The following is a 12,940-nucleotide window of genomic DNA, read 5'->3' as shown; positions in this document are numbered from 1 at the left end:
CTGTCCGTCAGATGCGCGTACTGGTGATCTCCACCCCTGTCCCGTCCCATTACCTGCCCCTGGTGCCCCTGCTGTGGGCACTGCGGTCGGCCGGCCACGAGGTGACGGTGCTGTGCCAGCCCGATGTGCTGGGCGTGGTCCGGGCCTCCGGGCTGACCGCCGTCGGGATGGGCGAGCCGTTCGACGTCGACGCCATGCTGCTGAGGGGCCTGCCCCCGGGTCAGCGGCCGCTTCAGGCGCGGCCCCGGCCCGCCCCTGACGTGCTCGGCGGCTACGGCAGGCTGTGGTGGGCCCATGCCACCGCCCACCTCGACGGCTACAGCGCCTTCGCCGACGCCTACGGCCCCGATCTGATCGTCGCCGACCCGCTGGAGTACTGCTCCCTTCTCATCGGCGCCCGGCTGGGCGTGCCGGTGGTGCATCACCGGTGGACGGTGGACGCGATCTCCGGCGCCGCCCGCCGCTTCGTGCGCGCCTCCGCCCCGGCGCAGGACGCGGCGGCGCTGCCGGATCCGACCGTGCTGCTCGACCCGTGCCCGCCGGGCCTGCGCATCCCGGGCGGCGAGGCGAGTGTGCCGATCAGGTACGTGCCCTACAGCGGGGGCGCGCAGACACCGGCGTGGGTGCGGGCGGACCCCGGTCCGGGGGCCGGGCGGCGGCGGGTCGCGGTCTCCCTGGGCAACACCCCGGCCCTGCAGGGCGAGCCGTTCATCCGGGGCCTGCTGCACGCCCTCGCCGCCCGCCGTGACACCGAACTCCTCGTCACACTGCCGCAGCCGTACCGCGCGGGGGTCGGGCCGCTGCCGGGCAACGTGACGGTCGTCGACCCGCTGCCCCTGCATCTGTTCCTCGGGACCTGCGATGCGATGGTCCACCACGGCGGGGCCGGTACGGCGATGACCGCCACCGCGTTCGGGCTCCCGCAGTTGGTGCTGCCGCAGCTGGCGGACCACTTCCCGCTGGCCGACCGGCTCACCGCGGCCGGCGCCGGGCTGTCCTTCGAGACCCCCGCGCAGCAGGACGATCCCCGGGTCGTCCGCCAGGCCCTGGACGCGCTGCTGTCCGACCCGCGCCATGCCGCGTCGGCCCGCCGGCTGGGCACGGAGATGGCCGCGATGCCGTCCCCCGCCGAGGTGGCCGCCGATCTCGTACGACGGACGCCGGCGGCCACCGAACCGAGAGAGACGAGCCTGTCGTGCGCATCGAGGAAATGACCATCCCCGGCACCTACCTGATTACACCCGAACAGATTCCGGACGAGCGCGGGACGTTCTACGAGTCCTGGCGCGGCGACGCACTGGAGAGCGTGACCGGGGCCGCCTTCCAGCCCCGGCAGATCAACTACTCCGTGTCGAGACGGCACACCCTGCGCGGCATCCACAGTGTGCGCATACCTCCCGGGCAGGCCAAGTACATCACCTGCGTACGCGGCGTGCTGCGGGACATCGTGGTGGACCTGCGGATCGGCTCCCCGGCCTTCGGCGAGCACCAGGTCAACGAGATCGACGCGGACTCCGGCAGGTCCCTCTACGTCCCCGAGGGCGTCGGCCACGGATTCCTCGCGCTCAGCGACGACGCCTGCATCTGCTACGTCGTCTCCACCGCGTACGTGCCGGGCACGCAGATCGACATCAACCCGCTCGATCCCGATCTCGCGCTGCCCTGGAACTGCCCGCAGGCACCCCTCATCTCGGACAAGGACGCGAAGGCGCCGACCGTGGCCGAGGCCGTACAGGCAGGTCTCCTGCCCCGATTCAGCAAGGCGGGTACAGCGTGAGAATGCTCTTCGTGGCGGCGGGCAGCCCGGCGACGGTCTTCGCCCTGGCGCCCCTGGCCACCGCCGCCCGCAACGCGGGCCACCAGGTCGTCATGGCCGCGAACGACGACATGGTCCCGGTCATCACCGCGTCGGGGCTGCCCGGCGTCGCCACCACCGATCTGCCGATCCGGCACTTCATCACCACGGACCGCGAGGGCCGCCCCGAGGAGATCCCCTCCGACCCGGTCGAGCAGGCCCTCTTCACCGGGCGCTGGTTCGCCCGCATGGCCGCGTCCAGCCTCCCGCGGATGCTGGAGTTCTGCCACGCCTGGCGGCCCGAGCTGATCGTCGGCGGCACGATGAGTTACGTCGCCCCGCTGCTCGCCCTGCACCTCGGCGTACCGCATGTGCGGCAGACCTGGGACGCCATCGAGGCCGACGGCATCCATCCCGGCGCGGACGCCGAACTCCGGCCGGAACTCGCCGGGTTCGGCCTGGAGCGGCTGCCCGACCCCGATGTGTTCGTCGACATCTGCCCGCCGAGCCTGCGGCCGGCCGACGCGGCCCCGGCCCGGCCGATGCGGTACGTCCCGGCCAACGCCCAGCGGCGCCTCGAACCCTGGATGTTCGGCCGGGGCGAACGGCGACGCGTCCTGGTGACGTCCGGGAGCCGGGTCGCCAAGGACAGTTACGACCAGAACTTCGCCTTCCTGCGCGGTCTGGCCAAGGACTTCGCCGCGTGGGACGTCGAGCTGATCGTCGCCGCACCCGACGCGGTCGCCGACACGCTGCGCGAGGACCTGCCCGGCGTCCGTACCGGCTGGGTGCCGCTCGACGTGGTGGCGCCCACCTGCGATGCGCTCGTCCACCACGGGGGCGGTGTCAGCACCCTGACCGGGCTGAACGCCGGTGTGCCCCAACTGCTCGTACCGCGCGGCGCCGTGCTGGAGAGGCCGGCCCGACGCGTCGCCGATCTCGGGGCCGCGATCACGCTGCTGCCCGGCGAGGACACCGCCGACGCGATCGCGGACTCCTGTCAGGAACTTCTGTCCAAGGACACCTACGGCGAGCGGGCCCGCGAACTCTCCCGGGAGATCGCTGCCATGCCCTCGCCCGCGAGCGTGCTCGACACGCTCGTACCGGCATGAATACACGAACCGAGAGGACCTCTCGATGAAGGCTCTGGTGCTCGCCGGCGGATCTGGTACCCGCCTGCGGCCTTTCAGCTATTCGATGCCCAAACAACTCATCCCCATCGCCAACACACCCGTGCTGGTGCATGTGCTCGACTCCGTGCGGGAGCTGGGGGTGAAAGAGGTCGGCGTCATCGTCGGCGACCGCGGCCACGAGATCGAGGCCGTGCTCGGGGACGGTGCCCGACTCGGCGTGCGCGTCACCTACATCCCCCAGGACGCGCCGCGCGGTCTGGCCCACACCGTGTCCATCGCCCGCGACTTCCTCGGCGACGACGACTTCGTGATGTACCTCGGCGACAACATGCTGCCCGACGGCGTCACCGGGATCGCCGAGGAGTTCACCCGCAGGCGCCCGGCCGCCCAGGTCGTCGTGTACAAGGTCCCCGACCCGCGCTCGTTCGGTGTCGCCGAACTCGGCCCCGACGGGGAGGTGCTGCGCCTGGTGGAGAAGCCGCCGCAGCCGCGCAGCGACATGGCCCTGATCGGGGTCTACTTCTTCACCGCCGCCATCCATGAGGCGGTCGCGGCCATCGCGCCCAGCGCCCGCGGCGAACTGGAGATCACCGACGCCGTGCAGTGGCTGGTCACCTCCGGCGCGGACGTGCGCGCCAGCCTCTACGACGGCTACTGGAAGGACACCGGGAGGGTCGAGGACGTCCTGGAGTGCAACAACCACCTTCTGGACGGTCTGACCCCGCGCGTCGACGGTCAGGTCGACGCCGACAGCGTGCTCGTGGGCCAGGTCGTGATCGAGGCGGGGGCACGCGTCGTGCGCTCGCGGATCGAGGGCCCCGCGCTGATCGGCGCGGGCACGGTCGTCCAGGACAGCCACGTGGGCCCCTACACCTCCGTCGGGCGCGACTGCGCGGTGACGGACAGCCGGCTCGAAGGCTCCATCGCGCTGGACGAGGCGTCGGTCACCGGAGTGCGCGGGCTGCGCGACTCGCTGATCGGGCGCGCCGCGTCCATCGGCACCACCGGCCCGGGCACGGACCATCACTGCCTGGTCGTCGGAGATCACACCCGAGTGGAGGTCGCGGCATGAGGATCCTGGTCACCGGAGCGGCCGGCTTCATCGGTTCGCACTTCGTACGCGGTCTGCTGGCCGACAAGTACAGCGGCTGGGAGGGCGCCCAGGTCACCGCCCTGGACAAGCTGACCTACGCGGGCAACCGGGAGAACCTGCCCGCCTCGCACGAGCGGCTGGTGTTCGTGCGAGGGGACGTGTGCGACCGCGACCTGCTGCGTGAACTGGTGCCCGGCCACGACGCCGTGGTCCACTTCGCGGCCGAGTCGCACGTCGACCGCTCCCTGGAGGGCGCCGGCGAGTTCTTCCGTACGAACGTCCTGGGCACCCAGACGCTGCTCGACGCGGTGCTGGAGAGCGACATCGAGCGGGTCGTGCACGTCTCGACGGACGAGGTGTACGGCTCGATCGAGGAGGGTTCCTGGACGGAGAAGTGGCCGCTGCTGCCCAACTCCCCCTACGCCGCCTCGAAGGCCAGCTCGGACCTGGTCGCGCGGGCCTACTGGCGCACCCACGGCGTGGACCTCTCGATCACCCGCTGCTCCAACAACTACGGGCCCTACCAGCACCCCGAGAAGGTCATCCCGCTGTTCGTCACGAACCTGCTGGAGGGCCGCCCGGTCCCGCTGTACGGCGACGGCCGCAACGTCCGCGAGTGGCTGCACGTCGACGACCACTGCCGAGGCATCCACCTGGTACTCAACGGGGGCCGGGCCGGTGAGATCTACAACATCGGCGGCGGCAACGAGTACAGCAACCTCGCCCTGACCGAGCGGCTGCTGGAACTGACCGGGGCCGGCGAGGAGATGATCCGCCGCGTCGCCGACCGCAAGGCGCACGACCTGCGTTACTCGATCGACGAGTCGAAGATCCGGGAGGAGCTCGGCTACGAGCCGCTGACCGGATTCGAGAAGGGCCTGGCCGACACGGTCGCCTGGTACCGGGACAACCCCGACCGGTGGAAGGCCGTCAAGCATGGAACGACCCGTGCGCTCTGAGCCCCGGCCCATGGCCGGGCTGTCGGTCGTGGTCCTCGGCGGCACCGGTTTCCTCGGCCGCCGCGTCGGCGCGGCGTGCGCCGCCGAAGGCGCCCGGGTGCACCTGGTCTCCCGCGGCGCGTCGGCGTTCTCCGCGTCGGCCGTCGCCCCAGGCGTGTCGGCCGTCGCCCTGGATCTGGTGACGGCGTCGCCGCGGGAGATCGCGGCGGTCCTCACGGCGGCCGGGGCCGACGTCGTGGTCAACGCGGCCGGCCGTGCCTGGCAGGCCGACGAGGCGCAGATGGCCGCGGGCAACGCCGAACTGGTCGAGCGGGTCCTCACCGCGCTCGCGGCGCTGCCCGGTCCGCCGGTACGCCTGGTCCAGCTCGGCACCGTCCACGAGTACGGGGCGGGCGCCCCGGATGCCGCCACGGGCGAGGACCACGAGCCCGCGCCGGTCACCGCGTACGGCCGCACCAAGCTCCAGGGCACGCGGGCCGTCCTGCGCGCCCGGGAGCAGGGGGTGGACGGCGTGGTGCTGCGGCTCGCCAACGTGATCGGCGCCGGGGTCCCCGAAGGCAGTCTCTTCGGCCGGGTCGCGGCGCACCTGGGCGCGGCCGCCCGTGCCGACGCGCACGGCGAGAAGGCCGCCGAACTGCGGCTTCCAGCATTGCGCGCGGCCCGCGACCTGGTGGACGCCCGCGACGCCACCGCGGCGGTGCTGGCCGCGATCACCGCGCCGGAGGCGGACGTCGCCGGACAGGTGATCAACGTGGGCCGCGGCACCGCCGTACCCATGCGCGGGCTGATCCACCGGATGATCGCGCTCAGCGGCCTCGACCTGCCCGTGACCGAGGCCGTCGAGCAGCCGGGCTCACGCACCGACGTCGCACGGCAGTGCCTGGACGTCTCCCGCGCGCGGCGCCTGCTCGGCTGGCGCCCGCTCCGCAGCCTCGACGACTCCCTGCACGAGCTGCTCGCCTCCGTACTGCCGCCGGAACACCCGCTGCCCGCCACCCCACTCGGGATCACGGCCGACGCACCGGCCGAAGAAAGGAAACGATCATGAGCGACCGCAAGGACCTGGTCCTCGAAGGCGTCCGCGCGTACCACGGGGAGGTCTCCCCCGCCCGCGAGTTCGTGCCCGGTACGACGGAGATCTGGCCGTCCGGTGCCGTCCTGGACGAGAACGACCGGGCGGCGCTGGTGGAGGCGGCGCTGGAGATGCGCATCGCCGCCGGGACCAGCTCGCGCAAGTTCGAGTCGGCCTTCGCCCGGCGCCTCAAGCGCCGCAAGGCACACCTCACGAACTCCGGGTCGTCGGCCAACCTGCTGGCGGTGTCGGCCCTCACCTCGCACACCCTGGAGGACCGGCGGCTGAAGCCGGGCGACGAGATCATCACCGTCGCGGCGGGCTTTCCGACCACCGTCAACCCGATCCTGCAGAACGGCCTGGTACCGGTGTTCGTGGACGTGGACCTCACCACGTACAACGCGACCGCCGACCGGGTCGCGGCGGCGATCGGCCCGAAGACGCGGGCCATCATCATCGCCCACGCGCTCGGCAACCCCTTCGAGGTCACCGAGATCGCCCAACTCGCCGAGCAGCACGACCTGTTCCTCATCGAGGACAACTGCGATGCGGTCGGCTCGCTGTACGACGGGAAGCTCACAGGCACGTTCGGGGACATGACGACCGTCAGCTTCTATCCGGCCCACCACCTCACCATGGGCGAGGGCGGCTGCGTCCTGACGTCCAACCTGGCCCTGGCCCGGGTCGTGGAGTCGCTGCGTGACTGGGGCCGGGACTGCTGGTGCGAGCCGGGCGAGAACGACCGGTGCCTGAAGCGGTTCAAGTACCAGTTGGGCAAGCTGCCCGCCGGCTACGACCACAAGTACATCTTCTCGCACGTCGGTTACAACCTGAAGGCGACCGACATCCAGGCCGCGCTCGGCCTGACCCAGCTGGCCAAGCTGGACTCCTTCATCGAGGCCCGGCAGCGCAACTGGCGGCGGCTGCGGGAGGGTCTGGACGGGGTTCCGGGCCTGCTGCTGCCCGAGCCCACCCCGCGCTCCGAGCCGAGCTGGTTCGGCTTCGTGATCACCGTGGACCCCGAGGCGCCGTTCCGCCGCGCCGAGCTGGTGGACTTCCTGGAGGAGCGCAAGATCGGCACCCGCCGGCTCTTCGCGGGCAACCTGACCCGCCACCCGGCCTACATCGACCAGCCGCACCGGATCGTGGGCGAGCTGACCAACAGCGACCTCATCACCGAGCACACCTTCTGGATCGGGGTCTATCCGGCGCTCACCGACGAGATGCTCGACTACGTCACCGCCTCGATCAAGGAGTTCGTGGCCGCGCGCGGCTGAGCTGAACGGCCCCCTACCCTCCACAGATCAGGACATCGACATATGGACATCGTGGGAACCGGTTTCCTGGCGCGGAACCTACGCCCGCTGGCCGACCGGCATCCGGACACCGTGGCCCTGGCGGCGGGGGTGTCCTGGGCGAGCGGCACTTCGGACGCCGACTTCGACCGCGAGGCCCGACTCGTGGGCGAGGTCGCCAAGCGGTGCGCGGACGAGGGGCGGCGGCTGCTGTTCTTCTCCACCGCGGCGACCGGCATGTACGGGCTCGCCGAGGGGCCCGGCAGGGAGGACGTCCCGGTGACGCCCTGCACCCCCTACGGCGCGCACAAACTCGCCCTGGAGGAACTGCTGCGCGGCACCGGGGCCGACCATGTCATCCTCCGGCTGGGGCATCTGGTCGGCCCCGACCAGCCCGAACACCAGTTGCTGCCCACGCTGGTGCGGCAGTTGCGCGAGGGCGTGGTCCGCGTGCACCGGGGCGCGGCCCGCGACCTGATCGACGTGGGCGACGTCGTCACCGTCGTCGACCGCCTCCTCGCCGCGGACCTGCGCGCCGAGACGGTCAACGTGGCGTCGGGCTTCGCGGTGCCGGTGGAGGACATCGTCGACCATCTCGCGCGGGACCTGGGGCTCGGTGCGCGCAGGGAGTTCCACGACACGGGCGTCCGCCAGCACGTCATCTCCACCGAGAAGCTGCGCGCCCTGGTTCCCCAGGTCGCGCGGATGGGCTTCGGGCCCGACTACCACCGGCGGGTCCTCGGCGCCTTCACCGCGTCCCTCCACGTGTGACGGGGACGTCGCCGGGGCCGGCAGCCGCAGGTCACGACATCAGGCAGGTCTCATCCATCACCCCGTCGAACACAGGGAGTTCTCCGATGCCGCCACTCACCCTTCAGCCGCGCGAAGACGTGAAGCTGCTGGCGGACCGGCTCGCACTGTCGGCCGCCACCACCCGGGGCGTCCATCTGACGACCGCCGGCTTCGCGGACTGGCTCGCCGAGCGGGGCCGAGCCAACACCTTCCGCGTGGACCGGATCCCCTTCGCCGAACTGAACGGCTGGTCGTTCCACGGGACCACCGGCAACCTCGAACACCGCAGCGGCCGCTTCTTCACGATCGAGGGCCTGCACGTCACCGAGCGGGGCGCTCCGTTCGGCGACGGCCCGTACGCCGCATGGCACCAGCCCGTCATCAAGCAGCCCGAGGTTGGCATCCTCGGTATTCTCGGCAAGGAGTTCGACGGGGTCCTGCACTTCCTGATGCAGGCGAAGATGGAGCCGGGCAACCCGAACCTGCTCCAGCTGTCCCCGACCGTGCAGGCCACCCGCAGCAACTACACCAAGGTCCACAAGGGCGCGGACGTGAAGTACCTGGAGCACTTCGTCGGGCCGGGCCGCGGCCGGGTCGTCGCGGACGTCCTGCAGTCCGAGCACGGTTCGTGGTTCTTCCACAAGTCCAACCGGAACATGATCGTGCTGACGGACGACGAGGTACCGCTCCTCGACGACTTCTGCTGGCTCACCCTCGGGCAGATAGCGGAACTCCTGCACCGCGACAATGTCGTCAACATGGACGCGCGTACGGTCCTGTCCTGCCTGCCCGTCCCGGAGCGGGCGCCCGGCGCCCTGCTGTCCGACGCCGAGCTGCTGTCCTGGTTCACCGCCGAGCGCTCCCGGCACGATGTGCGCGCCGAGCGCGTACCGCTGGCCGGGCTTCCCGGCTGGCGGCGCGACGAGATGACCGTCGAGCACGAGGAGGGGCGGTACTTCAAGGTGGTCGCGGTCGCCGTGCAGGCAGGCAACCGCGAGGTCACCGGCTGGACCCAGCCGCTGTTCGAGCCGGTGGGCCTGGGCGTCGCCGCGTTCCTGACCCGCACCTTCGACGGGGTCCCCCATGTCCTGGTGCACGCCCGGGTCGAGGGCGGCTTCCTGGACACGGTCGAGCTGGGCCCCACGGTCCAGTACACGCCCGGGAACTACGCCCACCTGCCCGCCGACCGGCGCCCGCCGTTCCTCGACACCGTGCTCGCGGCGCCGGCGGACAGCGTCCGGTACGAGGCCGTGCACTCGGAGGAGGGCGGCCGGTTCCTCAACGCCGAGAGCCGGTATCTGCTCGTCGACGCCTCCGGCCTCGACGTCCCGGACGACCCGCCTGCCGGGTACGCCTGGGTGACGCCGGACCAGCTCACCTGGCTGGTGCGCCACGGCCACTACCTCAACGTGCAGGCCCGCACTCTGCTGGCCTGCCTCAACGCCACCACGGCGGCCCTCCGATGAGCGGGCCGGTGCGGATCGGGGTGCTCGGCTGCGCGGACATCGCGGTGCGGCGGATGCTGCCCGCGTTCGCCGCGTCCCCGGATCTGGCGCTCGCCGCGGTCGCCAGCCGCGACCGGGCCCGGGCCGAACAGGTCGCCGACCGCTTCGGCTGCCGTCCCGTCGAGGGGTACGCGGAACTGCTCGGCGCCGACGACATCGAGGCCGTGTACGTGCCGTTGCCGGCCGCGCTGCACGCCCCGTGGGTGGAGTCGGCGCTGAACGCGGGCAAGCACGTCCTGGCCGAGAAACCGCTGACCCTGGACCCGGAAAGCACGGAGCGGCTTCTGGACCTCGCGGCGAAGCGGGGTGTGGCCCTGATGGAGAACGTCATGTTCGTCCACCATCCCCGGCACGAGGCGGTGCGGCGCCTCGTCGCCGACGGGCGGATCGGCGAACTCCGCCTACTGCGCGCTGAGTTCGCCGTTCCGCCGTTCCCCGGCGACGACATCAGGTACTCCGCCGAACTCGGCGGCGGCGCACTATCGGACGTCGGCCTCTATCCACTGCGGGCCGCCCTGCACTTCCTCGGCCACGATCTCGACGTGGTCGGCGCCCGCCTCACCCGAGGCGCCGGGCGGGAGGTCGAGACGTCCGGTGCCGCGCTGCTGGCCACGCCCGGCGGGGTCACCGCGCACGTCACGTTCGGCATGGAGCACGCGTACGCCTCCCGCTACGAACTGTGGGGAAGCGAGGGCCGGATCACCGTGGACCGGGCCTTCACCCCGCCGGCGGACCTCGTCCCCGCGATCGGTCTGCACCGGGGCGGCGGTACGGAGGAGATCCGGCTGGAGCCCGCCGATCAGGTAGCGGCCACCGTCGGCGCGTTCGTCACCGCCGTCCGCGCCGGGTCCGCCCCGCGCGCGGACACGCTTCGACAGGCCGCCCTGCTGGACGACGTACGTCACCGCGCCACATGAGCACTCCCTCCAGCCGTGAACTTCACTACGGTGAAGGTGGGTTGGAGCTGTGGTTGTTGACCCCGCCGCGGCAGGGGGCGCTCGCGTTCGACGAACTCGACGAGAGCGAGCGGCGCCGCGCGGACGCCTTCCGGCGGCACGCCGACCGCGCGCTGTACGTCGCCGCGCACGTCGCGCTGCGCCGACTGCTGGGCGCGTACCTGCGGACACCGCCGAGGGAGCTGGCGTTCGCCCGTGCGGACTGCCCCCGGTGCGGCGGCCCGCACGGCCGCCCGGTGCTGACCGGCGCCGGGCCGGGCGCCCCGCACTTCTCGCTGTCGCACAGCCGGGGCGCGGTGCTCATCGGCGTGGCCACCGCCCCGGTGGGCGTCGATGTCGAGCGGGTGCCGGGCCCGGAGCGGGTCGATCTCTGCCGCTCGGCGCTGCACCCCTACGAGCAGCGGGAGTTGGCGGCCCTGGACGCGCGGGAACAGCCGCTCTTCTTCGCCCGGCTCTGGGCCCGCAAAGAGGCCTTCTTGAAGGGAACCGGCGTCGGCGTGGGCGGCTGGACGTCCGAGGTGTACCTCGGCGAAGGCGGACCGGACGCGCCGCCCCGGCCGGACGGCTGGAGCGTTCTCGACGTGCCGCATGAACCCCGCCACGCGGCGTCCGCGGCTTTCAGGGGACCGGCCCCCAGGACCGTGGTGCGCCGGCTCCCGCCCGAGGCGGTGCTCGGCGGCGACATGCCGGGCCCGAGCCGACGGCGGTTCACGCCGGTCTTCCCCGGCCCCGCACACGCCCTTGTGTTCGATGCACGCGACACACGTGAGGAGGAACCTCCATGACCACCCTGGACGACCGGCCCATGGCCGCGACCGGGCCCACCGACGCCCGCGGGCGCACGGCCGAGCTGCACGCGATCCGCGCACAGGCCCTGGCCGGTCCCAGCGACAAGGCGACCGAGGCCCAGCACGCGAAGGGCAAGCTGACCGCGCGCGAGCGCATCGAGCTGCTCCTCGACGAGGGGTCGTTCAACGAGGTCGAGCAGCTGCGCCGGCACCGCGCGGTCGGCTTCGGCCTGGAGGCCAAGAAGCCCTACACCGACGGTGTCATCACCGGGTGGGGCACGGTCGAGGGCCGCACGGTCTTCGTCTACGCGCACGACTTCCGGATCTTCGGCGGCGCCCTGGGCGAGGCCCACGCCACGAAGATCCACAAGATCATGGACATGGCGATCGCGGCGGGTGCCCCGCTGGTCTCGCTGAACGACGGCGCGGGCGCCCGCATCCAGGAGGGCGTCTCGGCGCTCGCCGGGTACGGCGGCATCTTCCAGCGCAACACCAAGGCGTCCGGTGTCATCCCGCAGATCAGCGTGATGCTCGGCCCGTGCGCGGGCGGCGCGGCCTACAGCCCCGCCCTCACCGACTTCGTCTTCATGGTCCGCGAGACCTCGCAGATGTTCATCACCGGCCCGGACGTCGTCAAGGCCGTCACCGGCGAGAACATCACGCAGAACGGGCTCGGCGGCGCCGACGTCCACGCCGAGACCTCCGGTGTCTGCCACTTCGCCTACGACGACGAAGAGACCTGCATCGCCGAGGTCCGCTACCTGATCTCGCTGCTCCCGCAGAACAACCGGGAGAACCCGCCGACCGTCGACTCCGACGACCCGGCCGACCGCCGCTCGGACGTCCTGCTCGACCTGGTCCCGGCGGACGGCAACCGCCCGTACGACATGACCAAGGTCATCGAGGAGCTCGTCGACGACGGCGACTACCTGGAGGTCCACGAGCGCTGGGCGCGCAACATCATCTGCGCCCTGGCCCGGCTCGACGGCCAGGTCGTGGGCATCGTCGCCAACCAGCCGCAGTCGCTGGCGGGCGTCCTGGACATCGAGGCATCCGAAAAAGCTGCCCGATTCGTGCAGATGTGCGACGCTTTCAATATTCCGCTCGTGACGTTGCTGGACGTCCCGGGCTTCCTTCCCGGTGTCGATCAGGAGCACGGCGGGATCATCCGGCACGGCGCGAAGCTGCTGTACGCGTACTGCAACGCCACCGTGCCGCGGATCTCGCTGATTCTCCGCAAGGCGTACGGAGGTGCCTACATCGTCATGGACTCCCAGTCCATCGGCGCCGACCTCACCTACGCCTGGCCGACGAACGAGATCGCGGTCATGGGCGCCGAGGGCGCGGCCAACGTGATCTTCCGCCGCCAGATCGCCGAGGCCGAGGACTCCGAGGCCATGCGCCAGAAGATGGTCAAGGAGTACAAGGCCGAACTGATGCACCCGTACTACGCGGCCGAGCGCGGCCTGGTCGACGACGTCATCGACCCCGCCGAGACCCGCGAGGTGCTCATCAAGTCCCTGGCCATGCTGCGCACGAAACACGCCGACCT

General features: G+C 71.7%; 12 protein-coding genes. All 12 read left to right on the top strand.

What is annotated here, in order from left to right; translation table 11 throughout:
• Window positions 1–11 precede the first annotated feature (11 nt).
• The gene (locus K377_RS00060; protein WP_111660963.1) at window positions 12–1,214 is read left to right on the top strand and encodes a nucleotide disphospho-sugar-binding domain-containing protein; all 1,203 of its coding nucleotides are present in this window, start codon (window positions 12–14) and stop codon (window positions 1,212–1,214) included.
• Complete coding sequence (locus K377_RS00055) at window positions 1,196–1,777, top strand: dTDP-4-dehydrorhamnose 3,5-epimerase family protein (RefSeq protein WP_181512450.1); 582 nt, start codon at window positions 1,196–1,198, stop codon at window positions 1,775–1,777. The genes K377_RS00060 and K377_RS00055 overlap by 19 nt, the downstream gene beginning before the upstream one ends.
• Before the next feature lie 2 nt (window positions 1,778–1,779).
• On the top strand, window positions 1,780–2,907 hold the full coding sequence (locus tag K377_RS00050) for a nucleotide disphospho-sugar-binding domain-containing protein (RefSeq protein WP_111660961.1): 1,128 nt from the start codon (window positions 1,780–1,782) through the stop codon (window positions 2,905–2,907).
• 25 nt (window positions 2,908–2,932) lie between these two features.
• Window positions 2,933–4,000: a glucose-1-phosphate thymidylyltransferase gene (locus K377_RS00045; protein WP_111660960.1), complete on the top strand. Its 1,068-nt coding sequence runs from the start codon at window positions 2,933–2,935 to the stop codon at window positions 3,998–4,000.
• Window positions 3,997–4,980 carry a dTDP-glucose 4,6-dehydratase gene (rfbB, locus tag K377_RS00040; RefSeq protein WP_111660959.1) on the top strand — a complete coding sequence of 328 codons (984 nt, stop codon included), beginning with the start codon at window positions 3,997–3,999 and terminating at the stop codon, window positions 4,978–4,980. The genes K377_RS00045 and rfbB overlap by 4 nt, the downstream gene beginning before the upstream one ends.
• A complete protein-coding gene (locus K377_RS00035) occupies window positions 4,970–6,028 on the top strand; it encodes an NAD(P)-dependent oxidoreductase (protein WP_161195157.1) in 1,059 nt (352 codons plus the stop codon). The genes rfbB and K377_RS00035 overlap by 11 nt, the downstream gene beginning before the upstream one ends.
• On the top strand, window positions 6,025–7,329 hold the full coding sequence (gene rfbH / locus K377_RS00030) for a lipopolysaccharide biosynthesis protein RfbH (protein WP_111660957.1): 1,305 nt from the start codon (window positions 6,025–6,027) through the stop codon (window positions 7,327–7,329). Before K377_RS00035 ends, rfbH begins: the two co-directional genes overlap by 4 nt.
• A 42-nt stretch (window positions 7,330–7,371) precedes the next feature.
• Window positions 7,372–8,118 (top strand): NAD(P)-dependent oxidoreductase, encoded by a 747-nt coding sequence (locus tag K377_RS00025; RefSeq protein WP_111660956.1) that lies wholly within the window; start codon window positions 7,372–7,374, stop codon window positions 8,116–8,118.
• 86 nt (window positions 8,119–8,204) lie between these two features.
• Complete coding sequence (locus K377_RS00020; RefSeq protein WP_111660955.1) at window positions 8,205–9,605, top strand: NDP-hexose 2,3-dehydratase family protein; 1,401 nt, start codon at window positions 8,205–8,207, stop codon at window positions 9,603–9,605.
• Complete coding sequence (locus K377_RS00015; RefSeq protein WP_111660954.1) at window positions 9,602–10,561, top strand: Gfo/Idh/MocA family protein; 960 nt, start codon at window positions 9,602–9,604, stop codon at window positions 10,559–10,561. Before K377_RS00020 ends, K377_RS00015 begins: the two co-directional genes overlap by 4 nt.
• A gap of 53 nt (window positions 10,562–10,614) precedes the next feature.
• Complete coding sequence (locus K377_RS00010) at window positions 10,615–11,385, top strand: 4'-phosphopantetheinyl transferase superfamily protein (protein WP_146614673.1); 771 nt, start codon at window positions 10,615–10,617, stop codon at window positions 11,383–11,385.
• Window positions 11,382–12,940 (top strand): acyl-CoA carboxylase subunit beta (locus K377_RS00005; protein ID WP_111660952.1); only part of this gene is annotated, 1,559 nt, incomplete at its 3' end. The genes K377_RS00010 and K377_RS00005, both read left to right, overlap by 4 nt.

This window comes from Streptomyces sp. PsTaAH-137 (genome assembly GCF_003259365.1).
Lineage (GTDB): Bacteria > Actinomycetota > Actinomycetes > Streptomycetales > Streptomycetaceae > Streptomyces.
This window is presented reverse-complemented; position numbering and strand designations above follow the sequence as displayed.